This window comes from Chitinophaga pinensis DSM 2588 (assembly GCF_000024005.1).
GTDB lineage: Bacteria > Bacteroidota > Bacteroidia > Chitinophagales > Chitinophagaceae > Chitinophaga > Chitinophaga pinensis.
This window is the reverse complement of sequence record NC_013132.1, coordinates 7,833,282-7,858,906: the sequence shown is the minus strand read 5'-3', so window position 1 is coordinate 7,858,906 and position 25,625 is coordinate 7,833,282. Positions and strand designations below refer to the sequence as shown.

The window sequence follows — 25,625 nt, the reverse complement described above, 5'->3', positions numbered from 1 at the left end:
TTTATAAACTAATAAACTTTCAATATGAGGCAACTTAAAATTGCCACCCAGATCACAAACCGTGATTCGCAGGCGGTAGAAAAATACCTGCAGGAGATTTCAAAGATCCCTTTGTTAACACCTGAGGAAGAGACCGTTTTGGCGCAGCGCATTAAGATGGGTGACCAGAAGGCTCTTGAACGTTTAACTACAGGAAACCTTCGTTTCGTAGTATCAGTAGCAAAGCAATATCAACACCAGGGCTTAAGCCTCAGCGACCTCATTAACGAGGGCAATTTAGGGTTGATCAAGGCTGCGCAGAGATTCGATGAAACGAAAGGGTTCAAATTCATTTCTTATGCTGTTTGGTGGATTCGTCAATCCATACTACAGGCTTTAGCAGAACAGGGCCGTCTGGTTCGTCTGCCGCAGAATAAAATCGGCACTTACAATAAAGCTAACAAAGCCTACATGGCATTTGAACAGGAGAATGAAAGAGAACCTTCAACAGAAGAGTTAGCAGAGATCCTGGAAATGTCTGAATCAGAGATCAACAATATCTTCCAAAGCAATACCCGTCACATGTCATTGGATGCTCCGGTTCACGAAGCAGAAGATGTGGCAATGGGGGACCTGCTGGAAGGTGGCGATATCACTGATGATGATGTGATGCGTGATTCACTGCGTGAAGAGATCCGTCGTGTGCTGAAATCACTCAGCCCTCGTGAAGCGGAGATCGTAAACGCATACTTTGGTCTGGATGGAGAGAATGGAGCAACGATCGAACAAATCGGTCAGAAATACGACCTGACAAAGGAAAGAATTCGTCAAATCAAGGAACGCGCCATCAAAAGGCTGCAAAAAGCCCGCTACAGCGGAGCACTGAAATCTTACCTGGGTTAATCCCCATATTAAGATGGAGGAGAAGAGGATAAGCATTTGGTTGCTATTCAAATCATAGATCTATAACTTTTATATAGATGCACCGGCTGTAATTTTATAGCCGGTGTTTTTTATTTTATGGGGAAACGTATTTTTGCAAACTATATGGTTGGGCGTGGTTCGTGTACCTGTCATGTGAGCCGGTAACGAATACGGACATTCATAAACGATCATTATACCTTATTAATATTACATAGTAAGCATGGAAACTAACCAACAGGAACATGTACATTTATTGATAATAGGTTCCGGACCGGCAGGCTACACTGCCGCTATATATGCCGCAAGAGCAAATCTTAAACCTGTACTTTACCAGGGTATTCAACCGGGCGGTCAGCTGACCATCACGACAGAAGTAGAAAACTATCCAGGTTACCCGGAAGGTGTTCAGGGACCTGAAATGATGGTTGACTTTGAAAAGCAGGCGACCCGTATGGGCGCTGATATCCGCTTTGGTCTGGCTACATCCGTAGACTTCAGCAGCAAACCATATAAAGTAACGATCGACGAATCCAAAGTGATGACGGCAGATGCTATCATCATCGCGACAGGCGCTTCTGCCAAATGGCTGGGAATGCCTTCCGAACAACGTCTGAACGGTAGCGGTGTATCTGCCTGCGCTGTTTGTGACGGGTTCTTCTTCCGTGGTAAAGAAGTAGCTATCGTAGGTGCTGGTGATACCGCTGCCGAAGAAGCACTGTACCTGTCTAAAATGTGCAGCAACGTTCATATGATCGTTCGCCGTCATGAAATGCGCGCTTCCAAAGTAATGCAGGACCGTGTACTGAAAACTTCCAACATCATCGTATACTGGAATACTGAAACCCAGGAAGTACTGGGTGAAAATAAAGTGGAAGCAGTAAAACTGCTGAACACTGCCAAAAATGAAGAAACTACCGTTCCGGTAAGCGCTTTCTTTGTGGCGATCGGTCACCAGCCAAACTCCGCTATCTTCAAAGATTACCTGGAGCTGGACGAACAGGATTATATCAAAACCGTACCAGGGTCTTCCCGTACTAACCTGGAAGGTATATTCGCTTGTGGCGATGTACAGGATAAGATCTATCGTCAGGCAGTAACAGCTGCGGGTAGTGGTTGTATGGCCGCGTTAGACGCAGAACGTTATTTATCAGCCCAGGGCATATAAACAATTAAGAATTAGGAATTAAGAATTAAGAATTGAGAAATCAATTGCCTGATTCTTAGTTCCTTTTTTCTTTAGTCAATTGCCATGGGGGGACTGCGTTATGGTGTTGGCAGTCAACAATGCTGATGTTAAAGTGAAGGTCTGGATTTAAGTTCGAAATGTAGACTCTTCCTTCTACAGGGATTAAAATTCTTAATCCTTAATTCTTAATTTTTAATTTCCTCTCATGCTTACCGTTGGACTAGAACAAGCTACTTTTCGTGCATTTCATGGTTTATATCCGGAAGAACGGGTGATAGGCAATGAATTTGTCGTAGACATCTTTGTGACTATTCCTGGTACACATCATATTGACAGTATTGCTGAAACGGTTAATTATCAGGGACTTTACAATATCGTGAAGAAGATCATGGCCGTTCCGCAACCCCTGCTGGAACAGGTTGTATATAATATCAGCGGGGCGGTGAAGGAGAAATATCCTGAAATCCAGCGCTCGGTTATATCCCTTAAAAAAATGAACCCTCCGATGGGGGCTCCTATTCGTAATTCCATTGTAACGCTCGAAAAGAATTATTAAAACAAGGAGATTTCTTCTGTATGTACAGATAAATACATATACGGTATGGGTTATCTGTCGATAAAGCGTTAAATTTAGTTAATTTAATATGTGTAAAATTCCGCCCTATGTTTTATAAGGTATTTACATCTGCTGCTTTATTCCTGGTATCTGCATTTACATATGCGCAAAGTGCTGACGAGATGGTTGACCAGGCGAGACAACTGGAAAAACAAATGAAAGAGCCAGCCGCCTTGTCTCTTTACAAAGATGCGCTCAAAGTACAACCTGATAACATTGCCGCACTGACAGGCGCCAGTGAACTCAGTGCCCGCGAAGGCAGCAGAGCTACCGAAAAGGACGAGAAAACACGTAATTATACCGAAGCAAAAAGTTATGCAGATCAGGCGATCAAAATAGCGCCGGAGAATGCGGAAGCTAATTATGCGATGGCGGTAGCACTGGGTCGTGTTGCGACCACCCAGGGCGCGAAGGAAAAGGTCGCCGCTTATAAAGAAGTAAAAAGATTTGCTGAACTGGCCATCAAGTTTAACCCTACCTACGCGAAAGCCTATTATGTACTGGGCAAACTCAGTTATGATATGGCGAATATGAACGCACTGGAAAAGGCGGCAGCAAAAATGCTGTTCGGCGGTTTACCGGAAGGTTCACTGGACAATGCGATCACCAGTTTTGAAAAATGTCGTAAACTGGATCCCTCCCTGCTGGTCAACTACCAGGATCTCGCCAAAGCTTATAAAGACAAGGAAGAACTGGAAAAGTCCATCGAAGTGTTGCGGAAAGCTGTGACCCTGCGTCCGGTATACCAGGATGATCCGGGTATCAAGTCCAACTGCAGAAAGATGCTGGAAAGCATGGAGTAATTTCAGATAGACTTAGATTTCCATTTTTCGCTTCGCAGATAGAAGAAGCAAAGTACAAAGATGATGGTCCAGTAGAAGAAATCGGCCAGCCAGGCTACATATAAAGGGCTGCGCCATTGTTCCACTACAATATTGCAATATAACAGGTAACCCACTACTGCGGCGAATTCAATACCGAGATTGATCTTTGTATTGCCGGTACCTGTCACCGCACTCAATACGACCCCGGATATTGCCATCAGGAGGGTGCTCAGGGTAATAATACGGACGGAGGGAATGGCATCTCCTATCAGCTGCATATCCGTTGTGTAGATCCGCAGGATATTGTATGGGAAAAGGTTTACCAGTATGCACACCGTTACTGCACATAGTAAACTGATCGTGACAATTTTACGGATCACCCCGAATACCTGCGCCGTTTTTCCCTGACCAATGATATTACTGACCATGGTGTTACAGGTTGCGGCCAGGGACCAGGTAAAGACGCCAAAGAATCCGAAGATACTTCTAAGCATATTGGAAATAGCCAGGGGGCGCTCGCCCAGATGCTCAATAAAAATGAAGAAGATAAACCAGCTGCCGATACTGAACAGGAATTGCACGATCAGTGGTGCAGAAATGGTCAGGATACTACGCATAATTGTCCAGGAGGGTCTGAGGTATTTAAACAGCAGGAAGCGTTTGTGAAATCCCATACCAAAGAGGATCGTATATGCGACGGTCATACCCGTGCCTTCTGCAATGACAGAGGCGACTGCAGCACCGTTTAATCCGAGGGCAGGTAATCCCAGTTTGCCGAATATCAGGGTATAATCAAAGAAAATATTGACAACTTCCTGGCATAAAGAAGTCACTGCCAGTACTTTGGAATTACCGCTGCCGATGTAGAAGGCATTGGCCATACTTAGCATCATCAGGAAGGGGAGCCCCCAGATGCGGATGCGGATAAAGGACAATGCGGCTGCGTATATCTGTTGATTATGAAGACTTTTTGAGAAGAACCAGGGCGCCAGGAGCAGGGTAATGGCGATGACCAGGAAGGAAGAACACAGGCCGAGCAGCAGGCCATTGGAGAAGAGGCGGCCGATTCCTTCTGTATTCAGCTGACCTGCCCGGCGGGCGATCAGGACCTGCAGACCATTATTCAATCCATAAGCTACCATATACATCACGAGATAATAAATACCGGCGATGCCGTTGGCCGCCAGCTGAAACTCCCCCAGACGACCCAGGAAAGCGGTATTTGTCATGTGATTTATCTGTGGAATAATGAGAGCCAGGCATATAGGGGCAGCAATTTTTATTATTTGCCGCGTACTTACTTCGAACTGCATAGCTGCAAAAGTCACGTTTTTTGAGTATTATTGTGCCATATCTAATGTATTAATAATGTCTGTGTCCTATAAAATTCATCCTGCCTTTGCTGCGGATGATGCATCTCTGCTAGAGACGGATCTTACTTCCTGCCAGCTGCTTGTTCTAATCGGTAAAGGGACCTTCAGTTACGTAGTGTATAATCCGGCCGCGAAAAAGTTCCTGGCATTGAAATCCTATCATTTTCTACCGCAGAAGACTGCCACCGCAGATCTGCAGATGATTGAACAGATATTCGATGCAGACAAGCTGCTATTCACCAATTTCAACCTGGTGCAGCTGGCCTTTGACGGCGTAAACAGTACATTGGTGCCCGAACAGCACTATAATCCATCTCTGAAGAAAGATTACCTGCATGTCATTTACCCTGAACAGACCCAGGAACTGGTGCTGGCGGATGTATTGACAGATCAGCAGCTGGTTAATATCTACTCAGTGGATAAGGATGTGATGGGCTTTTTAAGAAAGGAATTTTCGACGGATAAGGTGATCCACGCTAATTCGGGATTGCTGAAGTCTTACCGGTTTGATAACGACTTCCTGGAACTGAATGGCGTTGCTTATGTTGATATTCAGCAACATAAGTTCTCGCTGACCATTTTCAGGTTTGGTAAACTGCTGATTCAGCAGGATGTGTCCAGTCAGACGGGTCTGGATGTAGTGTATCACCTGGTGAATATACTGCGTCAGACGGGTCTCGACGAACAGCTGGTGAAGGTGAAAGTAGGAGGGGCGGTAACATCTGATTCACAGATACATGAGGAATTACGCCGATTCATTCCGAAACTGGAATGGATGCCTCGCCTGCCGGGCTTCTGGTACATCCCGAAAATGGAGGAGATTCCGGGCTATTATTTTAACAATCTTTATGCGATGGCATTATGCGTATAATCGGAGGCGAGAAGGGAGGATTGCGGTTTCAGCCGCCAGCAAATATGCCGCATACCCGTCCCACGACAGATATTGCGAAGGGCGGACTATTTAATATCCTTGAGAATAATCTGGAGTTCAGCGGACTGAAAACACTGGATATTTTCGGAGGAACAGGCAGTATCAGTTATGAGCTGGCGTCCAGGGGCGTGACCGACCTGACTATTGTGGAGAAAGATCCGAATATGGCGGACTTCATACAGAAGACGGCCAAATCACTGGAAGTACCCGTGAAGTTGCAGCGTATGGATGTGTTCAGATACCTTGAACAGTGTACGGAGAAATTCAACTTTATTTTTGCGGGTCCGCCTTACGCGCTGACCACCATTGACCAGTTGCCGCTGATTGTTTTCGAAAGACAGTTGCTGGAGCCGGAAGGTTGGTTTGTGCTGGAACATACCCCTCGTAATAACTACAAGAATTATTCATATTACCGTAGTGAACGTAACTATGGTACTACCATCTTTTCGATCTTCATTAACAGGGAGGAGCTGAAAAAATAAACAGGCATGAAACGTATTTGCTTATTCCCGGGCACTTTTGATCCGATCACGCTTGGGCATACGGATGTTATAGACCGTTCGCTGGACCTTTTCGATGAAATAGTAGTAGGTGTTGGCGTGAATGCTGCCAAGACGCCGATGTTCCCCCTGGAACAGCGTATACAATGGATCCGTGAGATCTATAGCGACAGGCCGAAGGTAAGAGTGATCTCTTATGAAGGACTGACAGTGAACACCTGTAAAGAGATCGGCGCGCAGTTTATTTTGCGCGGCATCCGCAGCATTGGCGACTTCGAATATGAGAAAGCGATCGCTGATGTGAACAGGATGATGGATGAAAATATCGAGACTATTTTTCTGAGCTGTTCGCCCCGTTATTCCACACTGGCTTCTTCGCTGGTGAGGGATGTGCTGCGTTATGGCGGCGATGCTTCCCAGCTGTTGCCGGCCAATATTATCAGGCAGCTCAAAGCATAACCTTTTTTCACTTTTAATGCGTCATTACCCATGAAACCAATATGGCATTCTCTGGATATCTCCCTCGACCAGCTGAACGAATATGGTAATAATACTTTGTCCGGCCACCTGGGCATGGAATTCACAGAAATCGGTCCTGATTATCTGCGAATGATCATGCCGGTGAATAATCAGACAAAGCAGCCATTCGGTCTTTTACATGGCGGTGCATCTGCGGCGCTGGCGGAGACGGTGGGTAGTGTGGCTTCTTCATTGATCATTGATCCGAAGAAACAGATCTGTGTGGGACTGGATATCAATGCAAACCATCTCAAGGGGGTATCTGAAGGGTATGTACATGCGATCGCAAGACCATTACATATCGGGTCAACAACGCATGTATGGGATATCCGGATTTGTGACGATGACAATAAACTGGTATGTATCAGCCGCTTAACGGTGGCTGTAAGAGATAAAAAAGCTTAATGCCCCTACAGGCATTAAGCTTTAATTATTATACTGCATAGCCATCTTTTGCGAAGACGTCTATAATATTCTGATAGGAGAACTTCAGGTATTTACCCAGGTGCTCCGGTTTAATCCACTGTATATCGACAATATCTTCTTCTATCTGCGGAACGGTCAGTTCTGTGCCGGTGAATTTCATTTTATACCAGTAAGTGTGTTTCAGCGTTCTCTTTTCTTTCCAGGTATAGAAATGGAAGGTTTCCCCGATTTTATGCTCCAGTGTGACGTTATGTAGTCCTGTTTCTTCGGCCACTTCTCTGAGGGCGGCTGTTTCCAGGTTTTCTCCCGGATCCTGTTTGCCTTTTGGCAGATCCCATTTACCACGGCGGAACATCAGTAATACTTCTTCTTCCTGGTTGGTGATCAGGCCGCCGGCAGCTACCAGCACGTGAAAGTATCCTTTTACCTGTTCCAGCAGGGCAGGCGTATCCGGATGGATGAAAATGGCAGATTCAGATTTGCCTGTCTCTAGGGCCTGTAATACCGATTCTATAGTAGCAGCGTCCGGCTCCGTATACAAAGTTGCATCTTTGTATATTTCAGGGATTCCCTGATGGGTAGCCGTGATCAGCAGCGGACGTTCATTGAGATAAATAACTGTATCTGTTTGCATGGCGCAAATGTAATCTGTAATTAACTATTTTTGCTTACTATGAGTAAGATCAGCGAAAAACAGGTGGCAGAGAAACTGCTACAGATACAGGCGGTAAAATTGCGTCCGTCAGAGCCATTCACATGGGCATCTGGCTGGAAATCTCCTATTTACTGCGACAACCGTAAGATATTATCTTATCCTTATGTGCGCGACTATGTAAAGTCTGAGTTGTGCAATGTGGTATTTGAAACGTTCCAGGATGCGGCGGTATTAGCCGGCGTGGCTACCGGTGGTATTCCATTGGGCGCCCTGGTGGCAGATCAGCTGAAGCTGCCTTTTATATATGTAAGAGCGAAGGCGAAGGAACACGGTATGGGCAACCTGATCGAGGGTGTATTACAGCCGGGTCAGCCTGTCGTGGTGGTAGAAGACCTTATTTCTACCGGTAAGAGTAGTCTGGAGGCAGTGAATGCGATCCGTGCAGCCGGTGGTGAGGTAATTGGTATGGTTTCTATTTTCAACTACGGATTTGATATTGCGGTTAAGGCATTCGAAGAGGCGAAAGTACCTTACTATTCACTGAGCAACTACAGTGCATTGATTGAGCTGGCAGTTGAAAAGGGAATGGTATCGGCTGACGAGCAGGCTACGCTGGAAGCATGGAGGAGTGCGCCGGATAAGTGGAATGCAGCACCAGCTGTTTAAACCGTTCTTCCCAAATCAACTTTTCAGTTAATAAGTATTCGTTATATTAGGGTCTGTAAAAAGAAAATTATGCGTATCATCAAATTAGTATTGGTATTATTATTTACGGGTATCGGTGTTACAATGGCCCAGACTAAAAAAGGTACATTGGTAACTGCCAAGGTGAATACCCCTACTGTGCAGTGCGAGCAATGTAAAAATCGCATTGAGAGATACCTGTCAAGAGAAGAAGGCGTTCAGTCTTCCAAAGTAGACTTCAAAAAAGGCATCACTACTGTAAAGTTCTTCAGTGATCGTACGAATATAGAGAACGTAAAAACTGCTATCGCAAATGCGGGGTACGACGCAGACAATGTCACTGCAAATGAAGAAGCTTACACTAAACTGCCCACCTGCTGTAAGAAGCCGGAAGATGGCGGCCACAGTGATAAGAAGCACTAATTAAGCTGACAAACGTATTCAAAAGAAAAGGCCTCGGTTGCATTGCAACGAGGCCTTTTTAGTTTTACACGGTTATGATCAGAAAAACTTGATTGGCTGTTTTGTTTCGCATTTGATAGGGAATGGCAGGTATACGCCGCCTTTGCCTACTTTACAATTGCCGGTTGCCTTGATGGTCACCTCTTTATTCATGAGGGCGCCTAAAGCATTTTTAAAGACGTTTTCCATATTTACTTCCAACTTTACGGGGAAGTAAAAGGTGTCTTTTGCCGGGATTGCGATCATGGTATCCTGTAGAGAATGGCCGACCAGGTTGTCGTCCATAAAAAGATCAAAAGATGCGTCCTTCAATTTGAGTTTAAAATTGTTAGGATTGTAATATGCCAGGGTCAACCGGACAATACTTTTAGAAAAGCCGAGGTTGTCGAAGTTGATGCCTGCCACTCTTACAAATTCAAGATCTTTGGCTTTCTCACATGAACTCGCTACGCCCCAGATCGTTAAGATGATAATGCCGAGTCTGAAAAACTTCATGAAAGATTTTTGACAAACCTACACCAAAGGGTAGAGATGTCAAAAGTGAGGAGAAGGAATTAGGAAAGTTTTAACCTCTTTAAAACCATGGGTTAATATTTTACTTGAAGTATTACGGTCCCTGGAAAATGAACAAAGAAAGCTACTAAATAGTTTAGTAAATTTGCGGCTTCCTGCGTACTTAGTTAAAAAGCAACAATACTAAAGCGAGTAGCATATATATTATGCTTCTATGAGCTGTGAGTCAGCTATTTAGCACAGCTTATCAAAGAATTTGGGACAAGCTTTTTAATTGATTGAAACATACAGGTTTAGCTATTAAATACCAATTTTGACGACATGGCAGCTGATGCACACAAGAAGACACTACTCATTGAAACACAGTATTTTCCAAATATTTCCTTTTACAAAACTTTAATTAACTACGATCATCTGCTCCTGGAAAAGTTTGAACACTACCAGAAGTTAAGTTATCGTAACCGTTGTTATATCGCCGGACCGAACGGACGCATTTTATTAAGCGTTCCATTATCCCGTGGAAAGAATCAGCGGACGGTAACGAAGGATGTAAGGATCAGCAATGATGAGCGTTGGCAGGCGTTGCACTGGAAAACCCTTGTGTCTGCTTACCGTCGTTCTCCATGGTTTGAATATTATGAGGACGAAATGGGCCTTTTGTATGAAAAACCGGTATCATTTCTGCTGGACTGGAATATGCTTTGCTTTGAGTGGGCCAACAAGATCATTGGCGTGAATACGCCGGTTAGTTTTACAGATGAATATCATAAGACATATGAGGTGGCTGGCATAAACGATATGAGGGATATCATCCGGCCGGAAGAGAAGGAAGTGGAGGAAGACACGGTTCGGTATACCCAGGTATTCCAGGACCGCGTTGGTTTCCTGCCTGATCTGAGCATTCTGGACCTGATTTTCTGTGAGGGAAAACGTAGCCTGGAGCTAATTAAATAGGGGTAAAATATTACATACATTACGTGATAAAAAGTTGAAACGTAATATTTTAGCGTAATATTTAACCGTTTAAAAAAAAATGAAACTTTTTACCCAGCCAATAACACAAAATATTTAGCTTTGCAACCAATTTTGCTGGGCTTCGAACTGACGTAGGTGCATAAACCAGGAGTTTTCCAGCGAGGGTTGTGATAGCTTTTACTAATCCTTAAAATGTCTTATAGGTTTAAATGAACAGTACCTACACAGATCTCGTGCACCAAACCTTCGAATTCCCACAGGAAGGTTTTGACGTTCAGGATAACTACCTGGAGTTTAATGGAGTGGATATCAAGGCTTTGATAGACAAGTATGGGACACCTTTCAAGCTGACTTATCTGCCGAAAATCGGTATGCAGATTAATAAGGCGAAGAAAATGTTCCAGGATGCAATTAAGAAGAACAGGTACGACGGGAACTATTACTACTGTTATTGCACCAAGAGTTCGCATTTCTCCTTTATCATGGAGGAAACGCTAAAGCATGGTATTCATATCGAGACTTCCTTCGCGTATGACATAGACATCGTCACGAAGTTGTACGAAAGGAAAAAGATCAACAAGGATACTTTTGTGATATGCAATGGTTACAAGACCAAGCCATATACAAAAGCTATTTCCCGTCTGATCAACTCAGGTTTCCGCAATGTGATTCCTGTACTGGATAACAAAGAGGAGCTGGAGGATTACAAAAAATTCATTCGTACAAAGGATAAGGTGAAGCTGGGGCTGCGTATTGCGGCGGAAGAGGAACCTACCTTTGATTTTTACACATCCAGATTAGGCATCCGCTCCCGTGATGTGCTGGAGTTTTACGTGGATAAGCTGAAGGGAAATGAAAAATTTGAGCTGAAAATGCTGCATTTTTTCATGAACAAGGGTATTAAAGATGATATCTATTACTGGAGCCAGTTTAACCGTGTGGTGAACCTGTACTGTCAGTTAAAGAAAATCTGCCCTGAGCTGGATAGCATTAACGTAGGTGGTGGATTTCCTATTAAACACTCCCTTGGTTTTGACTATGACTACAATTACATTGTAAATGAGATTGTTGCCAACATCAAGAGTATTTGTAAGAAGAATAAGGTACCCGTTCCGGATATCTACACTGAATTTGGATCTTTCACAGTGGGAGAGAGCGGCGCTGTAATCTATAGCGTTGTGGGTGAAAAGATGCAGAACGATAGAGAGAACTGGTATATGATTGACAGTTCCTTTATCACCACCCTGCCTGATACCTGGGGTATCGGGGAAAAGTTCCTGATGTTACCCATTAATAAATGGGATCAGGAATACCAGGAGGTCCATCTTGGAGGGCTGACCTGTGACGGATATGACTTTTACACTTCAGAAGAGCACATTAATGCGGTGTTCCTGCCGAAGCTTGCCGGAGAGGAGCCATTATACATTGGTTTCTTCCATACCGGTGCTTACCAGGACCAGTTAAGTGGATATGGCGGTATCAAACACTGTCTGATCCCTTCGCCTAAACATGTGATCATCGGATATGACAAAAACGGGCAGCTGAAAGACTGGCTGTATGCCAAGGAGCAAACTGCCCAGAGTATGTTAAAGATTTTGGGTTATTAAAAAAATGGGTTAGTAATCCACTGAAATGCCCCGCGATTTCTCGCGGGGTTTCTTTTTTGTATGATTATCCGTTATATGAAAAAAATAGGCTCCCCTTATGCAGAAGAGCCGTTCACGGCATAGGTTTACCATCTAAGCATAAAGGAAAATAAGACCAAGAAGGGATAAAAGGTTGTGGTGTATAGGGAGAAAGAAGGACTCAGTCGGTGTATAGGGAGAATAGGACCCTGTTTGTTTACATTGCAAAGATAGGGTGCGTCTGAGAGGTGGGAAATACCCGAAAGTTGTAATTTTTTTAACAGTTATTTACCATTTTAGAAAACGTCTTACACAGAAGTGTAAGCGGCGAACCTAGCCGTTTTAATTTTCTGTACCCGTGCCATTGTCGAGGTAGCTGATGGCCGTTTCACACTGTTTTTCAATTTCAACCAGGCAGGCTTCCAGCAGTTCTTTGTTGCCATCCATGTATTTGGACTTCCCGGAGCGCGACAATCCTTTCAGTATAATGAATTGTTTTGTAAGATGTTGACTCAGCAGGGAAGAGTGTTGTTTCTGTTTTTGCAGGGTGCGTTCACGTTCTGTGATGAAGATGTTCTTATAATGTGCACCCAGTACCCTGATTAAGAATAATATATAGAATGCGGTGAGGATCGGATTAAAGATCAGGCTTTGTTCCGGACTAAACCCGGCTGTGCTGAATACGGGGATGTGGTTGACCTGGATCCAGGCTACCAGACTGAGGTAACCGCACAATACAGCGCCTAATGCCAGGGTGGCTGTTATATTGGTAGCGATGTAACAGAACAGGATACTTACAATCCAGATCATAGAATATCTGGGTGAAAGGTCCTGGTTATTTAAGAAAGAACAGGCGGCCGGGAGGATTAAGGTAAGGAAGGCGGCAAGGATACTGATCGTTTTTACGGGAGCGCCTTTTCTTACCAATAACATACAGGTGACCAGGGTGATCAGGAATGCAGTGCTTAATAACAGTTCCGTTGTATTATGTGTATAAAGCCCGATCAGGTATTTTGGTATTAATAACAGTAAATGGAAGAACAGATAATCAAAAAGCAGCCTCGCATTACAACGGTCTTTTGAGTCCGTCGTAATGTGTAAGACGTTGCCAATCACCGCATTTTCCAGGTTTTGGTACGTCTTTAAAGCAACTTTGTATATTTTTTTGATCAACTGCGGCATAGCCATACGGTTATATGAGCAAATTATCTTTAAAAAGTATTTCCGCCCTTAAACGTTTGTGTGAATTATTGGGTAGCTATGCCATGGAATTATAAAAAAAATCCCCTCCGGGAGGGAGGGGATTTCACACGTTATCCAACCTTTCTACTTATTCAACTACAATTGCTTTTGCTGCATCCTGCACTTTTTCTTTCTTCGCCAGCTGCAATTTCAGTATACCATTTTCGTATTTCGCCTGGATCTTTTCAGCATCCACCTGTTCATTTAAGGTAAAGGAACGTTTGAATGAACGGAAGCTGAACTCTCTGCGTAATTGTTTCTGATTTTCATCTTTGGTTTCAGCAGCTTTCTCTGCACTGATAGTCAATACTTTGTTTTCAAGATTGATCTTGAAATCTTCTTTTGCTAAACCTGGTACAAGCAGATCTACCTGGTATCCTTCTTTATTTTCTGTGATGTTCACTGGTGGGTAAGCACCGTAGAAGTCGTTGGTGTGAACGTCATCTTTCAAAAATCTGCTAAAGCCATTGTGGTTGAAGATATCTTCTACTAAACCACCGAAAGATTTTACTGCTGGAGCCTGGTTGAATTTTACGAATGTCATGATTATAATTTTTTGAGTTTGTTTTAAAATTTGAACGATTAGGTATAAGCAAACAGGATACCATGGCATAAAACCTGCTAAAATGCTATGAAACACCGTTATTGACCGGACTTTTTGTCCGTTTGTATTGTTTTGCCATGACATATGGTCATATTCATTCAAGTTTTTCTATTTAATCTGCTGAATGCTTAACTTTGTGGAAACTATCGAACAAAAAAAATTGTAGTTATATGTATCCAGCAGAACTAGTAATGCCCATGAAGGCAGAATTGACAGATAATGGTTTTCAAGAACTGCTTACACCTGAGAAAGTGGATGAGATATTAAAGCAAGAGGGAACAACCCTTGTGATGATCAATTCAGTTTGCGGTTGCTCTGCAGGTAGTGCACGTCCTGGTGTGCTGATGGCCGTTGCGCACAGTGAAAAGAAACCAGACAGATTAACAACCAGCTTTGCGGGTTTTGATCTGGCAGCGGTTCAGCAGCTTCGTTCTCACCTGTTACCTTATCCTCCGTCTTCTCCTGCGATCGCTTTATTTAAAGATGGTCAGCTGGTGCATTTTATTGAGCGTCACATGATTGAAGGTCGTCCTGCACAGATGATTGCAGCGAACCTGGCTGACGCGTTTGCGCAATACTGCTAAAAACTTATTCCAGATTGTAATCCTTTCTGCTGTTGCTTGTTAATATATTATTTACACAATAGAAAAAGGGATTATGATTTGGAATTTGTAATTTTTACAGCTTACTTTGGTGGTTTGATTTTCCATTTGACTAATTCGGCTTTGTTCATAGGAAAATTCAGATCACCAATTTTTTTTGGCTATGTATCCTAATCTATATTACGCTTTTAAAGACCTTTTTGGTCTGAATATCCCGCTGCTAAAGCTTTTACAAACTTTCGGTTTCTTTGTTGCCATCGCTTTTCTTGTGGCGGCCTATGTGTTGACCATAGAATTAAAAAGACGAGAGCAACTTGGTTTGCTGACAGGGATAAAAGGGAAAGCAATTATTGCGAAGCCTTTTAACATGACAGAGGTGCTTGTGCATGCATTGCTTGGTTTTGTGTTAGGATATAAACTGCTTGGTTTAGCCACTGAATGGGACGAAACGGTGCAGGATGTACAGGCCTATGTATTTTCTATACAGGGAAGCCTGTTAGGAGGTGTTGTACTGGGAGCTATCCTGGGATATTTTAAATACAGGGAAGCTAAAAAAAATCATGCGCCTGAGATTAAAGAGGAAATCGTTACGATTATGCCGCACCAGCGTGTGCCGGACATTATTGTAATGGCTGCTGTGGCGGGATTGCTGGGCGCCAAGATATTTCACAACCTGGAAAACTGGGGCGATTTCGTCAAAGACCCTATCGGTGCTTTGTTTTCCTTCAGTGGTCTCACCTTCTATGGAGGACTGATCGTCGCTTCTTATGTTATTATACGCTATGCGATCAAGAAAAACATCAATGTATGGCAACTGATAGACAGTGCTGCTCCCTCATTGATGCTGGCTTATGGTGTTGGTCGTATGGGATGTCATTTCTCCGGAGACGGTGACTGGGGTATTTATAATAGTGCCTACGTTACCGATGCAGCAGGCAAAATTGTACCCGCTGACCCGGCGAAGTTTCAGGAGATGGTGAAGGCGAGTGAGCAGTTCTTTGTCAGACAATATGGTAGTCTTGAACATATTCCACATGCAGCTTTCACGAAACCTGCCGGTCTGAGTTTCCTGCCTGACTGGTTATTTGCATATGGTTATCCACATAACGTTATTAATGAGGGTGTACAGATGGCCGGTTGCGCTGGAAAATATTGCAGTGTATTGCCGGTATCCGTTTATCCTACTGCTTTATATGAGATCATTACCTGTCTGATCCTGTTCGCCGTATTATTTGCGCTGCGTAAAAAGGTAACTGTACCGGGTATGCTTTTTGGTATTTATCTGATAATGAACGGCGTTGAACGTTTCTTTATTGAGAAAATCAGGGTGAACACGAAATATGATATTTTCGGTTTTCATCCTACACAGGCTGAAATCATCTCTTCATTAATGGTAATCGGTGGCGCAGTGTTGATCTGGTATTGCCGCAAAATACATAAAGCAGCAAAACCAGCTATCTGATAATATGCAACGTCATCCGGTCCTGATTCCGTTATCACAGGAACATCAACGTTTACTGTTCGTTTGCCGGTATCTGAAAAATGATGCCGCCGCTTATGAGGGTTTTCCTCTTGAAACAAATGCCAAGCTGGCCTATATCGTAAAAGTATTCCAGGAGGTGATGGTACCACACATACAGAAAGAGGAATATCTCTTTGAAATGTGTACCGGACATCACCCGGAAATCGATCAGCTGATACAGGAGCTGATACGGGAGCACCAGCAGATCTCCCGTATGTACAGTGCCCTGGCCGAAAATAATGATATGATTGCCGCCATGGACCTCCTGGCCCGCAGCCTGGAAGAACATATCAGGAAAGAAGAGCGGGTATTATTTGAAAAGATCCAGGCGGAATTGCCCGAAATCCTGGAACGTATCAAGTGGGCATCAGCATGATTATCACCACCTTATTATAGAGGCGTTGCCGGCAGGCAGCGCCTTTTTTTATGAATATATCGCCCGACTGCAACGAAACCATCACTGAGTCGTCTTTATTATAGGTTCCTGACCCTTTTATTGAACTTTTACCAATCATCCCTGGCAGGATACCGTTTGTGTAAAACTATGTACTATGCAATGCAAACTACCTACCTTTACACTGTAGTTGTTTAAGAAAGGATCTGTACTAAGAACGGTTCTATAGCAATAAACAATTAGAATAAAGCCTATAATAAATTTAAATCCTCCTTATATGAAATCGACCACTACATTGTTGGCCTCTTTTTTAACTATCTGTAGCATAAATACCATTCAGGCACAGCAGATTGAAACAGCCCGGGTTACTGGCCGGGTATTACAAACAGGTGCAAAGCCTGTGGAATTTGCCACTATTACTTTACTGAAAGCAAAAGATTCTTCCCTGGTAAAAGGTGCTATTGCAGACATCAATGGCCAGTACGAATTTGAACAGATAAAACAAGGTAAGTACCTGATTGCCGCTGCTTACGTAGGCATGACGAAAGCTTACAGCAAACCTTTTGAAGTAAAAGGCAGCGCACCGGTATCTATGGAAACACTGACACTGGGTGCAGACGCCAAGAATCTGAAAGAAGTAAATGTCACTGCCAAGAAACCTTTTATTGAGCAGCGGGCTGATAAAATGATTGTAAATGTTGAAAACAGCATCATCGGCGCTGGTGGTACCGCTATGGAAGCACTGGAAAAGTCGCCTGGTGTATCTATCGACAAAGACGATAATATTAGTTTAAAAGGTAAAAGTGGCGTTGTTATCATGATTGATGGCAAGCTTACAAATATGAGTTCCCAGGACGTTGCGCAGCTGCTTAAAAGCATGCCCAGTAGCAATATTGAGCAAATCGAACTGATCACCAATCCTTCCGCCAAATACGACGCAGCTGGCAACTCCGGGATCATCAACATTAAGCTGAAAAAGAATAAAATGGTGGGGTCCAACGGTAACGTATCACTGTTTGGAGCTTATGGTCTGACACCCAAATATGGTGGTGCGCTGAACCTGAACCATCGTAATGAAAAGTTCAACCTCTTCGGATCTTACAACTACAATCACCGTGAAAACCAGCAGCACCTTGGTTTATACCGTACCGGTACTACTGAAGGAAGACCTACTGTATTCGATCAGGACAATGAACGGAAAAGGAAATCGGATTATCACGGTGTGAAAGTGGGGATGGACTACTTCATCAACAAGAATAATACAATCGGTGTCATGGTAGATGCAGGATTCAGAAGCAATACAGAACCTGCGGATGCGCTTACTAAGATCGGCGACGGACAGCGTGTGGATTCTACCCTGAAAACACATACCAATGCAGACGGTACCTGGAGAAGATGGGCATACAATGTGAATTATAAAGCCATCCTGGATACAACGGGTAAAGAACTGAATATCGACCTGGACTATGCCCGTAACAGTGAAGAACGTGGTAACGATATCTTCTCTACTATCTGGGATTCTGCCGGTAAAAATTATATGCGTGGCGATACCTCCCGTAACAGTCAGCCAAACAGCATCGACATCAAAACCATTAAGGCTGATTACGTACATCCGCTGCGTAACCAGGCCAAGCTGGAAGCCGGTTTCAAACTGAGTTTCGTAAAGACTGACAATGACGCAAAATTTGATTCACTGCGTAGTGGCAACTGGGTATATGATAAGAACCGTTCCAACCACTTTATCTATAAAGAGAATGTGAACGCTGCTTATGTCAATTTCCAGAAACAGTTTAAAAAGGTGAATGTACAGTTAGGGCTGCGTGCTGAGCAGAGCAATATAGAAGGTAATTCTATCACAATGAACCAGGTGACGGATACCAGTTATTTCAATCTGTTTCCAAGTATATTCGTAAGCTATGACATACATAAGGATCATCAGCTGGGATTGTCTTACAGCCGCCGTTTACAGCGTCCTGACTACGAAGACCTGAATCCGTTTCAGATCTATCTGGACAGATATACACTGATCTCAGGTAACCCTTATCTGAAACCATCTTATGCAAACAGTGTTGAGTTCACGCATACATTCAAACATTTCCTGACTACCTCTGTCGGTTATACGCATACAAAAGACAAGATCACACAGATCGTGGAAGCTGACAAGGATGTAGTATCCGGAGATACATTGAATATCCGTTACAAATACCTGAACGTAGCAAAATCTGATATCGTCAATCTGAATATCTCTTTCCCGATCACGATCACAAAATGGTGGAGCAGCTTTACTTATCTGTCTGCTTACTACAACAAGTTCCAGACGATTGTGGATAACCAGTCAGTGAATATTTCCAGTGGTGGATTCATGGGACGTACGCAACAGACGTTTACTTTACCGAAAGACCTGAGTGCTGAAGTAAGCGTATTCTATCTGTCTCCGCAGATCGCTGATGAAGGACTGTTCAGAATGAAACATATGTGCGCCGTTGATCTGGGTGTATCCAAACAGATCCTGCACAAAAAGGGAAGTCTGAAACTGAATGTAAATGATGTATTCAATATTCAGCGCTTCCGTGGAAGTTTCGAAAATGGTGGCCGTTACACCGGTGTGACCAGCAAATGGGAAAGTCGTCAGGTGCGTCTGACCTTTAACTACCGCTTCGGTAACACCAATATCAAAGCTGCCCGCAACCGTAAAACCGGCCTGGAAGATGAACAGGGTCGTGTGAAAGACGGTAACTAATCTGACCTGTTTTTAGGTATATATATAAGGATGGAAGGGACGCGACCTATTCTTGGGTTGCGTCCTTCTTTTTAATTAGGAATTAGGAATTAAGAATTAAAAATTGGAATGCAGCGAAGGGGAGGTTTAATTGTTAATTCTTAATTCTTAATTGTTAATTCTTAATTTATTATAAGCTGATTATTAGTTGATTGTGGCCTTCTGTGTTGTTTGTTTTTAAAAATATTCTCTTTCCGTGCAACCTTTTTCTAAAATATTGTCTTTATAATGCAAGCATCAGCCAACAACTTGAACAATACATCCATAACAGACCACCTGGTGTCCCGGTGTAAGAAAGGAGACACGCTCGCATTCCGTGAGTTATACAATGCATATTCTGCTGCAATGTATAACATCTGTCTGCGTATGACGGGGAATCCGGCAGATGCCGAAGATACCTTGCAGGAGGCTTTTATGCAGGTGTTTAAAAATATAGAACGGCTTGAAAACGCGGGCAGCGTCACAGCATGGATCAAACGAATAGTTGTGAACCATTGTCTGAGCCACCTGCGTAGAAAGAAAGTATATTTTGAAGAAGTAGACAATATAGACGTAGAAGAAGAAACAATCGTAGACGAATCAGATTTTGCCTGGACGGTAGCTGCGATAAAGGAGGCGATACACGTTTTGCCTCACGGCTATCGTACCGTTCTTAACTTGTACATATTTGAAGAGTACTCACATAAAGAAATTGCTTCCATGCTGGACATTTCTGAGTCAACAGTGAAAACACAGTATATGCGTGCAAAAGATAAAGTGAGACAGATCATAAAACAGAGAAAATCAATACGCTGATGTCAGAAAGTAGTTTTGAAGATTTTGTCCGACAGCATCGTCAGGAATTTGAAGCAGCCGGTCCTGGTCCGGGAGTATGGGCTAGCCTGGAACAGCAGCTTAATCCACCCCGCAAAAACAGGGTGATTCAAATGATCGGCCGTCACTGGTTGAAAGCAGCTGCTATTCTCGTATTGCTGGTGAACAGCGTCATGATCTATCAGTTCCTGCAGATGAAGCAATCGCAGCACCTGATCAACGTAGCTCCTGAAATGCAGGAAGCGAAGATGTATTATACTTCGCAGATAGAGCAGCGCTTGCAGACAATTAAAAGTTATCCGAATTCTGTATTAGGACTGGATAGCGTAGGTCGTAAGGAACTGGAGTTGCGTAATGAGACCTATCAGATGCTGGAAGCGGAACTGATCCAGAATCCAGGCAATGAAAGAATTAAAGCAGCGATGGTCCGCTATTACCAGATGAAGCTGGACCTGCTTGATAAAATATTAGAAGAGCTGAGAGAAAAACAGCCCGTAAGCCAAAAGCAATCTAATTATGAAAGAGAAATTTAGTATCCTGTTATTGTTATTGCTACCTATACTCACCTACGGTAAGAAAGGGGACAGTGAATTTAAAAAGGTTATTGTAAAAGAATTCAGCACGAATCCTGGTACTACGTTAAGTGTTAGTAACAAGTATGGTAAGATCATTGTGCATACCTGGAATAAAAATGAAGTAAAGGCGACCATTACTATCACAGGTTTCGGTAAAAGCGTAGAGGAAGCGACCTCCATCGTGAATATGGTAGACATTGCGCAGAATAATTCCGGTAATAGTGCGAGTCTGCAAACGGTGTATAATCCGTCATCTTCCGGCAGCAAATGGTTCTCCTGGGGGGGCAAAAAAGATTCAAAGGATTATGTGAACATCGACTATGAGATGTATGTTCCTGAGCGACTGGCGCAGCTGGTGCTGGACAACAACTTCGGGGATGTGATCACAGATGTGTTGTCGTTCCCGGCGTCTATCAAAATGAACTATTGCAATTATGATATCAAGGAAGCGGAGAGAACGCTGGAACTGAATATGAATTACTGTGACCGTGGCCGTATTGGTAAAGCGGAGACGGTGAATATCAGGGCTAACTATTCCAATCTTAAAAGCGATATGATCGCTTCACTGACCACGCGTTCCAATTATTGTGAATACAACCTGGGTACAGTGACCCGATTGGCTACCAACGGCAACTATGATGAATACAACGTCAACAAGGTTGGTTCATTCAATGGCAGAAACACTTATACTGATTTTCGTTTTGCAGAGGTTCAGTCAGATATCAATTCAAAACTGGTGTATGGCGATCTGTCTGTAAAAGCGTTGGGAACAGGTTTTAAGAGTGCTGAGCTGCAACTGACGTACACCGATGTAAAGCTGGGTGTACCACGACGACTCGGTCTGCAAATAAAAGCGCAGCTGAACAACGGGGATGTCAGAACAGGCGAAATTTCCCTGAAGAATGTATCCAGCATTAAGAAGAATTCACAATTAATATACTCGGCTTCCACGTCCAACGCAGACGACAGATCTGCCACCGTTACGGTGAACGGCGTGTACAGTGATATCAGCTTTGAAAGCCGTTAATTAACACAATCAGCAAAAAATCCTTCATCGTTAAATCTCATGTATGAAAACATTACGTTTAAACTGGGTACTGCCAGTAGCACTATTGCTGTTCACTATCACCGCATCTGCCTTTAATGTCCTCAATGAAAAAGTAAAGGGGAGCGGTAACATTAAATCAGAAGCCCGTACGGAAGGACCATTCAGGAGTATCAGCACTTCAGGTTCCTATAACGTGTATATCACGCCTGGTGCTAAAAACGATATCAGAATTGAAGCAGATGATAACCTGCTGCCATATATCGAGACGAAGCTGAGAGGGAATGATCTGGAGATCGGTACAAAAAGAGGATATGATATCAAGCCATCTAAAACCATCAATATATATGTGACCCTGGATCAGCTGGAAGAATTAAATTCCAGCGGTAGCGGCGGATTTTACAGCAAAGGCAAACTGAAGGGAAATAGTGTGAAATTCTCTTTCAGTGGTTCTACCAATACAGAGCTGGAGCTGGATGCCAGCAACCTGGCAGTAGAAGTGTCTGGTTCCAGTCACCTGAACCTGAAAGGACATATTCCATCCACCAAATATGAGATCTCAGGTACTGCTGATGTGGAAGCACTGGAATTGCAGTCTTCCGACGCGAAGGTCTCTATTTCCGGTACCGGTAAACTGGACATTGCTGTGGAGAAGAAGCTGGATGTGAGTGTTGCCGGTATGGGTAAGATCCGTTATAAAGGGTCACCGGTGATCAACCAGTCCTCTTCTGGCATGGCGAAGATCACTAAAGTTGACTAAAGATAGTTGTTGGCTGCTTGTAGCAGATACAATGCAGCCTGTTAACGGGAGGCATTCCGTTAACACACCCCGGGTATTGTCCCGGGGTTTTTTTATATAAGCCAGTATTGATTTATATTTGTAGCCCTTACGTAATTAGTAGATTATTAAAATATTTCAGCATGCCATCCTTTGATATTGTTAGCAAAGTGGATACACAGACACTTGATAATGCGATAAACACCGTTAAAAAGGAGATTACCAACAGGTACGACTTTAAAGATTCGCATGTTACTATTGAATTGAATAAGAAGGAACTGGGCCTGACCATCGAGGTAGACAGCGATATGAAGCTGGGCCAGGTAATTGACGTCCTGATCAGTCGTACGATGCGGCAGGGGCTGGACGGTAACATTTTCGATCTGAGTAAGGAGCATTACCAGAGCGGAAAGGTGGTTAAAAAAGACGTTCCTATCAGAAATGGTATCAAACAGGAAGATGCCAAGAAGCTGGTTAAATTGATCAAAGATTCCGGGGCTAAGGTACAGGCGGCCATTATGGACGATATTGTAAGGGTGACCGGTAAAAAGATCGATGATTTACAGGAGGTTATACAGAAGACGAAGGAAGCGAACTTAGGTATTCCTTTACAGTATATAAATATGAAGAGCTAAAATATTTAGTCTTCAGTTTGTGTTTTTGAAAAATTATTTTACCTTTGCACCCTGTCTAATAATATTGGTATGAAACCAAGCATGGCATTCATCATGCATCAGAAGAATGAATATGCGGGGTTGCATCTGGTAACAAAAAGAAAATTAACATTCAGATGAAACAGGGAATCCATCCAGAAAGCTACAGATTTGTAGTATTCAAAGATATGTCAAACGGTACTAGCTTTTTAAGCCGTTCTACCGCTCCTTCCAAAGAAACTATCACCTGGGAAGATGGTAACGAGTACCCGGTAATTAAGCTGGAAATTTCTAATACTTCTCACCCTTTCTATACTGGTAAGAACGTATTGGTGGATACAGCAGGACGTATCGACAAATTCAACAAACGTTACGCTAAGAAAGCCTAATCAGGCCTCTAAAATATTTTCAAGAATCCCATCGGCATTTTCGATGGGATTTTTTATTTTTATCCCCTATGAAGCGGAATTACATTCTTTTAGACACGCCCGCCCGAGAGCTGTTATATCCCTTCACGCATACAAGACCGGTGGCAGCCTGCCGTATAGGTATTCTGACGATCCGCGAGAAATGGGAGCATTGGCTGAATACCGCTATCAGTCACTTCACCGTCCCTTATTTACAACAAAAATACCCGCTTAAAAGAGATGAGACCATGCCGGCAGTCCTGATTGCAGGAAATGTGCTGCCAGATAAGGCATTGGTACAGGCTATTGCTGCATTGCAGCCTGGTCAGGGACTTTATAAGTCGGATGAATTCATTGCTAAGGTGATGCCGGGAGATCAACCTGATGCAGCACCTATAGAACGAAAAGAGTATCTTGGCGAAATATCGGCGGTGAGGAGGCCCTGGGATTTCTTTTTGTTGAATGATAAGGCGCTTCGCAGTGATTTTGACCTGCTGACTGCCGGAAGGGTATCGGCGCCTCTCAGTGATACGAATAAGGTGAGTGGTGCGGAGCAGATCTTCCTGGAGGAGGGGGCGGTGGTAGAGCACAGTATCCTGAATGCGCTGACCGGACCTATTTATATCGGAAGGAATGCGGAGGTTATGGAAGGTTGTCTGGTAAGAGGGCCGCTGGCGATGGGAGAGAAGGCGGTGCTGAAAATGGGCACTAAGGTATATGGGGCGACGACGCTGGGACCTGGCAGTGTAGGAGGGGGAGAGATCAAGAATGTGATAATGTTCGGTTATTCTAATAAAGGGCATGACGGTTACCTGGGAGATGCGGTGATCGGGGAATGGTGTAACCTGGGTGCTAATGCGACCTGTTCTAATCTGAAGAACAATGGGAGTGTGGTAAGAGTCTGGGTGGAGGCTTTGCAGCAGGCGGAGCCGGCAGGTAACAAATGTGGATTGCTGATGGGAGATTACAGCCGTTGTGGCATTGGTACGATGCTGAATACGGGTACGGTGATCGGCGCCTCCTGTAATATATTCGGGGGCGATTTTCCGCCTAAATTTGTGCCTTCCTTTTCATGGGGTGGCGCGGGGAAAACAGAACGTTACCGTATTGCGCAGGCTTTACGCGATATCGAGACCTGGATGCGCTTTAAAGGGCAGGAGATGACGGAGACAGACAAACAGGTACTGGAAGTTTTGTTTGCAAAGCTTTCAGATGATTAATAAACCTTTTTAAAAATCAATATAGCGATAGACATGAGAAAAAAAATCGTTGCTGGAAACTGGAAAATGAACCTGACCATCGGACAGGCAGAACAGCTGATCAATGACATTTTGCAGGCTGGCCTGCGTTTGAAGGAAGGACAGGAAGTGGTAGTCGCCACCCCTTTTCCATACCTGTTGAAAGCAAAGGCATTATTGAAAAATACGCCTGGTTTTTATGTGGCAGCTCAGAACTGTGCATCTGAGAAATCTGGTGCATATACTGGTGAGGTATCTGCAGAAATGCTGGCTTCTATTGGTGTTGACTATGTAATACTGGGTCACTCTGAGAGAAGGGAATATTTCCAGGAAAGCAATGCTGTACTGGCAAAGAAAATTGATCTGGCGCTGGCAAACGGCATCAAACCAATCTTCTGTTGCGGTGAACCACTGGAAGTAAGGAAAGCTGAAACACAGAACGAATATGTTGCAAAACAGCTGGAAGAGAGCCTGTATCACCTGACTGAAGAGCAGCTGAAAGATGTCGTTATCGCTTATGAGCCAATCTGGGCAATCGGTACTGGTCTGACAGCGAGCGCTGCGCAGGCCCAGGATATGCACGCTTTCATCAGAGGACAGATCGCTGCTAAATATGGCAGAGAAGCGGCTTTACGCCTGACTATCCAGTATGGTGGTAGTGCAAAACCTTCTAATGCAGGTGAACTGTTTGCTTGTCCTGATGTGGATGGTGGTCTGATCGGCGGTGCTTCATTGGTAGCTGCTGATTTCCTGGCTATCGTTAGTCATCTGGGATAAGCTA

The 25,625-nt window shown here is 43.7% G+C and carries 29 protein-coding genes; 24 read left to right on the top strand and 5 right to left on the bottom strand.

Going from position 1 to position 25,625, the window contains the following annotated elements; all coding sequences use genetic code 11:
• Nucleotides 1–24 precede the first annotated feature (24 nt).
• The 4 genes from CPIN_RS30845 to CPIN_RS30830 all read left to right on the top strand — a co-directional run bounded on the left by CPIN_RS30845 (nucleotide 25) and on the right by CPIN_RS30830 (nucleotide 3,508).
• Nucleotides 25–882, top strand: a complete 858-nt coding sequence (locus CPIN_RS30845; RefSeq protein WP_012793808.1) for a sigma-70 family RNA polymerase sigma factor — start codon at nucleotides 25–27, stop codon at nucleotides 880–882.
• A gap of 241 nt (nucleotides 883–1,123) precedes the next feature.
• Nucleotides 1,124–2,068, top strand: a complete 945-nt coding sequence (trxB, locus tag CPIN_RS30840) for a thioredoxin-disulfide reductase (protein WP_012793807.1) — start codon at nucleotides 1,124–1,126, stop codon at nucleotides 2,066–2,068.
• A gap of 226 nt (nucleotides 2,069–2,294) precedes the next feature.
• Entirely contained in the window at nucleotides 2,295–2,645 is a 351-nt protein-coding gene (locus CPIN_RS30835) for a dihydroneopterin aldolase (protein WP_012793806.1), read from the top strand.
• A gap of 107 nt (nucleotides 2,646–2,752) precedes the next feature.
• A complete protein-coding gene (locus CPIN_RS30830) occupies nucleotides 2,753–3,508 on the top strand; it encodes a tetratricopeptide repeat protein (protein WP_012793805.1) in 756 nt (251 codons plus the stop codon).
• Between the two features lie 2 nt (nucleotides 3,509–3,510).
• Here the strand turns inward: CPIN_RS30830 and CPIN_RS30825 are convergent, their stop codons facing one another.
• A complete protein-coding gene (locus tag CPIN_RS30825; RefSeq protein ID WP_012793804.1) occupies nucleotides 3,511–4,842 on the bottom strand; it encodes an MATE family efflux transporter in 1,332 nt (443 codons plus the stop codon).
• A gap of 55 nt (nucleotides 4,843–4,897) precedes the next feature.
• Here CPIN_RS30825 and CPIN_RS30820 point away from each other — a divergent pair, with 55 nt between their 5' ends.
• The 4 genes from CPIN_RS30820 to CPIN_RS30805 are packed head-to-tail and all read left to right on the top strand — an operon-like array spanning nucleotide 4,898 to nucleotide 7,257.
• Nucleotides 4,898–5,773, top strand: a complete 876-nt coding sequence (locus CPIN_RS30820) for a DUF3822 family protein (protein ID WP_012793803.1) — start codon at nucleotides 4,898–4,900, stop codon at nucleotides 5,771–5,773.
• Nucleotides 5,764–6,315, top strand: coding sequence for an RsmD family RNA methyltransferase (locus CPIN_RS30815; protein WP_012793802.1), 552 nt, complete (start codon nucleotides 5,764–5,766; stop codon nucleotides 6,313–6,315). Before CPIN_RS30820 ends, CPIN_RS30815 begins: the two co-directional genes overlap by 10 nt.
• Nucleotides 6,316–6,321: 6 nt before the next feature.
• The gene (gene coaD, locus CPIN_RS30810; RefSeq protein WP_012793801.1) at nucleotides 6,322–6,792 is read left to right on the top strand and encodes a pantetheine-phosphate adenylyltransferase; all 471 of its coding nucleotides are present in this window, start codon (nucleotides 6,322–6,324) and stop codon (nucleotides 6,790–6,792) included.
• Between the two features lie 30 nt (nucleotides 6,793–6,822).
• A complete protein-coding gene (locus tag CPIN_RS30805; protein ID WP_012793800.1) occupies nucleotides 6,823–7,257 on the top strand; it encodes a hotdog fold thioesterase in 435 nt (144 codons plus the stop codon).
• A 28-nt stretch (nucleotides 7,258–7,285) separates the two neighbouring features.
• On the opposite strand, the gene CPIN_RS30800 is transcribed toward CPIN_RS30805, so the two are convergent.
• A complete protein-coding gene (locus CPIN_RS30800) occupies nucleotides 7,286–7,912 on the bottom strand; it encodes an NUDIX hydrolase (protein ID WP_012793799.1) in 627 nt (208 codons plus the stop codon).
• A gap of 39 nt (nucleotides 7,913–7,951) precedes the next feature.
• On the opposite strand from CPIN_RS30800, the gene pyrE reads away from it, so the two are divergent.
• Both pyrE and CPIN_RS30790 read left to right on the top strand, forming a co-directional pair.
• Nucleotides 7,952–8,599 carry an orotate phosphoribosyltransferase gene (gene pyrE, locus CPIN_RS30795; protein ID WP_012793798.1) on the top strand — a complete coding sequence of 216 codons (648 nt, stop codon included), beginning with the start codon at nucleotides 7,952–7,954 and terminating at the stop codon, nucleotides 8,597–8,599.
• Nucleotides 8,600–8,668: 69 nt separating this feature from the next.
• A complete protein-coding gene (locus CPIN_RS30790; RefSeq protein ID WP_012793797.1) occupies nucleotides 8,669–9,040 on the top strand; it encodes a heavy-metal-associated domain-containing protein in 372 nt (123 codons plus the stop codon).
• Nucleotides 9,041–9,118: 78 nt separating this feature from the next.
• Here the strand turns inward: CPIN_RS30790 and CPIN_RS30785 are convergent, their stop codons facing one another.
• Nucleotides 9,119–9,574: an LEA/WHy family protein gene (locus tag CPIN_RS30785; RefSeq protein WP_012793796.1), complete on the bottom strand. Its 456-nt coding sequence runs from the start codon at nucleotides 9,572–9,574 to the stop codon at nucleotides 9,119–9,121.
• Nucleotides 9,575–9,913: 339 nt separating this feature from the next.
• Here CPIN_RS30785 and CPIN_RS30780 point away from each other — a divergent pair, with 339 nt between their 5' ends.
• Both CPIN_RS30780 and CPIN_RS30775 read left to right on the top strand, forming a co-directional pair.
• Entirely contained in the window at nucleotides 9,914–10,546 is a 633-nt protein-coding gene (locus CPIN_RS30780) for a WbqC family protein (RefSeq protein WP_012793795.1), read from the top strand.
• Nucleotides 10,547–10,776: 230 nt separating this feature from the next.
• Complete coding sequence (locus CPIN_RS30775) at nucleotides 10,777–12,174, top strand: type III PLP-dependent enzyme domain-containing protein (protein WP_012793794.1); 1,398 nt, start codon at nucleotides 10,777–10,779, stop codon at nucleotides 12,172–12,174.
• Between the two features lie 360 nt (nucleotides 12,175–12,534).
• Here the strand turns inward: CPIN_RS30775 and CPIN_RS30770 are convergent, their stop codons facing one another.
• Nucleotides 12,535–13,374, bottom strand: coding sequence for a hypothetical protein (locus tag CPIN_RS30770; protein WP_012793793.1), 840 nt, complete (start codon nucleotides 13,372–13,374; stop codon nucleotides 12,535–12,537).
• A 148-nt stretch (nucleotides 13,375–13,522) separates the two neighbouring features.
• Complete coding sequence (locus CPIN_RS30765; RefSeq protein WP_012793792.1) at nucleotides 13,523–13,978, bottom strand: Hsp20/alpha crystallin family protein; 456 nt, start codon at nucleotides 13,976–13,978, stop codon at nucleotides 13,523–13,525.
• A 230-nt stretch (nucleotides 13,979–14,208) separates the two neighbouring features.
• Here CPIN_RS30765 and CPIN_RS30760 point away from each other — a divergent pair, with 230 nt between their 5' ends.
• The 12 genes from CPIN_RS30760 (at nucleotide 14,209) to tpiA (ending at nucleotide 25,621) form a co-directional block, all read left to right on the top strand.
• Nucleotides 14,209–14,622 carry a BrxA/BrxB family bacilliredoxin gene (locus tag CPIN_RS30760; RefSeq protein WP_012793791.1) on the top strand — a complete coding sequence of 138 codons (414 nt, stop codon included), beginning with the start codon at nucleotides 14,209–14,211 and terminating at the stop codon, nucleotides 14,620–14,622.
• A 181-nt stretch (nucleotides 14,623–14,803) separates the two neighbouring features.
• Nucleotides 14,804–16,102 carry a prolipoprotein diacylglyceryl transferase gene (locus CPIN_RS30755; RefSeq protein ID WP_012793790.1) on the top strand — a complete coding sequence of 433 codons (1,299 nt, stop codon included), beginning with the start codon at nucleotides 14,804–14,806 and terminating at the stop codon, nucleotides 16,100–16,102.
• A 4-nt stretch (nucleotides 16,103–16,106) separates the two neighbouring features.
• Nucleotides 16,107–16,538, top strand: coding sequence for a hemerythrin domain-containing protein (locus CPIN_RS30750; protein ID WP_012793789.1), 432 nt, complete (start codon nucleotides 16,107–16,109; stop codon nucleotides 16,536–16,538).
• 295 nt (nucleotides 16,539–16,833) lie between these two features.
• Nucleotides 16,834–19,296 (top strand): TonB-dependent receptor, encoded by a 2,463-nt coding sequence (locus tag CPIN_RS30745; RefSeq protein WP_012793788.1) that lies wholly within the window; start codon nucleotides 16,834–16,836, stop codon nucleotides 19,294–19,296.
• Between the two features lie 267 nt (nucleotides 19,297–19,563).
• A complete protein-coding gene (locus CPIN_RS30740; protein ID WP_012793787.1) occupies nucleotides 19,564–20,130 on the top strand; it encodes an RNA polymerase sigma factor in 567 nt (188 codons plus the stop codon).
• Nucleotides 20,130–20,681, top strand: a complete 552-nt coding sequence (locus tag CPIN_RS30735; RefSeq protein ID WP_012793786.1) for a hypothetical protein — start codon at nucleotides 20,130–20,132, stop codon at nucleotides 20,679–20,681. The genes CPIN_RS30740 and CPIN_RS30735 overlap by 1 nt, the downstream gene beginning before the upstream one ends.
• Nucleotides 20,665–21,750, top strand: a complete 1,086-nt coding sequence (locus CPIN_RS30730; RefSeq protein ID WP_012793785.1) for a hypothetical protein — start codon at nucleotides 20,665–20,667, stop codon at nucleotides 21,748–21,750. Before CPIN_RS30735 ends, CPIN_RS30730 begins: the two co-directional genes overlap by 17 nt.
• 43 nt (nucleotides 21,751–21,793) lie before the next feature.
• A complete protein-coding gene (locus tag CPIN_RS30725) occupies nucleotides 21,794–22,528 on the top strand; it encodes a head GIN domain-containing protein (RefSeq protein ID WP_012793784.1) in 735 nt (244 codons plus the stop codon).
• 161 nt (nucleotides 22,529–22,689) lie between these two features.
• Nucleotides 22,690–23,181, top strand: coding sequence for a YajQ family cyclic di-GMP-binding protein (locus CPIN_RS30720; RefSeq protein WP_012793783.1), 492 nt, complete (start codon nucleotides 22,690–22,692; stop codon nucleotides 23,179–23,181).
• A 155-nt stretch (nucleotides 23,182–23,336) separates the two neighbouring features.
• Nucleotides 23,337–23,588: a type B 50S ribosomal protein L31 gene (locus CPIN_RS30715; protein ID WP_012793782.1), complete on the top strand. Its 252-nt coding sequence runs from the start codon at nucleotides 23,337–23,339 to the stop codon at nucleotides 23,586–23,588.
• Between the two features lie 68 nt (nucleotides 23,589–23,656).
• Entirely contained in the window at nucleotides 23,657–24,826 is a 1,170-nt protein-coding gene (locus tag CPIN_RS30710; protein ID WP_012793781.1) for a putative sugar nucleotidyl transferase, read from the top strand.
• Nucleotides 24,827–24,859: 33 nt separating this feature from the next.
• Complete coding sequence (gene tpiA, locus CPIN_RS30705; RefSeq protein ID WP_044220084.1) at nucleotides 24,860–25,621, top strand: triose-phosphate isomerase; 762 nt, start codon at nucleotides 24,860–24,862, stop codon at nucleotides 25,619–25,621.
• The last annotated feature ends 4 nt before the right edge of the window (nucleotides 25,622–25,625 follow it).

Excerpts from the sequence above, each read along its gene's own strand:
- CPIN_RS30770 (WP_012793793.1), bottom strand. The coding sequence starts at position 13,374 with ATGCCGCAGTTGATCAAAAAAATATACAAAGTTGCTTTAAAGACGTAC.
- CPIN_RS30845 (WP_012793808.1), top strand. The coding sequence starts at position 25 with ATGAGGCAACTTAAAATTGCCACCCAGATCACAAACCGTGATTCGCAG.
- CPIN_RS30740 (WP_012793787.1), top strand. The coding sequence starts at position 19,564 with ATGCAAGCATCAGCCAACAACTTGAACAATACATCCATAACAGACCAC.
- CPIN_RS30835 (WP_012793806.1), top strand. The coding sequence starts at position 2,295 with ATGCTTACCGTTGGACTAGAACAAGCTACTTTTCGTGCATTTCATGGT.
- CPIN_RS30825 (WP_012793804.1), bottom strand. The coding sequence starts at position 4,842 with ATGCAGTTCGAAGTAAGTACGCGGCAAATAATAAAAATTGCTGCCCCT.
- CPIN_RS30815 (WP_012793802.1), top strand. The coding sequence starts at position 5,764 with ATGCGTATAATCGGAGGCGAGAAGGGAGGATTGCGGTTTCAGCCGCCA.
- CPIN_RS30780 (WP_012793795.1), top strand. The coding sequence starts at position 9,914 with ATGGCAGCTGATGCACACAAGAAGACACTACTCATTGAAACACAGTAT.
- CPIN_RS30830 (WP_012793805.1), top strand. The coding sequence starts at position 2,753 with ATGTTTTATAAGGTATTTACATCTGCTGCTTTATTCCTGGTATCTGCA.
- CPIN_RS30755 (WP_012793790.1), top strand. The coding sequence starts at position 14,804 with ATGTATCCTAATCTATATTACGCTTTTAAAGACCTTTTTGGTCTGAAT.
- tpiA (WP_044220084.1), top strand. The coding sequence starts at position 24,860 with ATGAGAAAAAAAATCGTTGCTGGAAACTGGAAAATGAACCTGACCATC.
- pyrE (WP_012793798.1), top strand. The coding sequence starts at position 7,952 with ATGAGTAAGATCAGCGAAAAACAGGTGGCAGAGAAACTGCTACAGATA.
- CPIN_RS30765 (WP_012793792.1), bottom strand. The coding sequence starts at position 13,978 with ATGACATTCGTAAAATTCAACCAGGCTCCAGCAGTAAAATCTTTCGGT.
- CPIN_RS30735 (WP_012793786.1), top strand. The coding sequence starts at position 20,130 with ATGTCAGAAAGTAGTTTTGAAGATTTTGTCCGACAGCATCGTCAGGAA.
- CPIN_RS30790 (WP_012793797.1), top strand. The coding sequence starts at position 8,669 with ATGCGTATCATCAAATTAGTATTGGTATTATTATTTACGGGTATCGGT.
- CPIN_RS30720 (WP_012793783.1), top strand. The coding sequence starts at position 22,690 with ATGCCATCCTTTGATATTGTTAGCAAAGTGGATACACAGACACTTGAT.
- trxB (WP_012793807.1), top strand. The coding sequence starts at position 1,124 with ATGGAAACTAACCAACAGGAACATGTACATTTATTGATAATAGGTTCC.
- CPIN_RS30715 (WP_012793782.1), top strand. The coding sequence starts at position 23,337 with ATGAAACAGGGAATCCATCCAGAAAGCTACAGATTTGTAGTATTCAAA.
- CPIN_RS30730 (WP_012793785.1), top strand. The coding sequence starts at position 20,665 with ATGAAAGAGAAATTTAGTATCCTGTTATTGTTATTGCTACCTATACTC.
- CPIN_RS30760 (WP_012793791.1), top strand. The coding sequence starts at position 14,209 with ATGTATCCAGCAGAACTAGTAATGCCCATGAAGGCAGAATTGACAGAT.
- CPIN_RS30805 (WP_012793800.1), top strand. The coding sequence starts at position 6,823 with ATGAAACCAATATGGCATTCTCTGGATATCTCCCTCGACCAGCTGAAC.
- coaD (WP_012793801.1), top strand. The coding sequence starts at position 6,322 with ATGAAACGTATTTGCTTATTCCCGGGCACTTTTGATCCGATCACGCTT.
- CPIN_RS30800 (WP_012793799.1), bottom strand. The coding sequence starts at position 7,912 with ATGCAAACAGATACAGTTATTTATCTCAATGAACGTCCGCTGCTGATC.
- CPIN_RS30710 (WP_012793781.1), top strand. The coding sequence starts at position 23,657 with ATGAAGCGGAATTACATTCTTTTAGACACGCCCGCCCGAGAGCTGTTA.
- CPIN_RS30725 (WP_012793784.1), top strand. The coding sequence starts at position 21,794 with ATGAAAACATTACGTTTAAACTGGGTACTGCCAGTAGCACTATTGCTG.
- CPIN_RS30775 (WP_012793794.1), top strand. The coding sequence starts at position 10,777 with ATGAACAGTACCTACACAGATCTCGTGCACCAAACCTTCGAATTCCCA.
- CPIN_RS30750 (WP_012793789.1), top strand. The coding sequence starts at position 16,107 with ATGCAACGTCATCCGGTCCTGATTCCGTTATCACAGGAACATCAACGT.
- CPIN_RS30820 (WP_012793803.1), top strand. The coding sequence starts at position 4,898 with ATGTCTGTGTCCTATAAAATTCATCCTGCCTTTGCTGCGGATGATGCA.
- CPIN_RS30785 (WP_012793796.1), bottom strand. The coding sequence starts at position 9,574 with ATGAAGTTTTTCAGACTCGGCATTATCATCTTAACGATCTGGGGCGTA.
- CPIN_RS30745 (WP_012793788.1), top strand. The coding sequence starts at position 16,834 with ATGAAATCGACCACTACATTGTTGGCCTCTTTTTTAACTATCTGTAGC.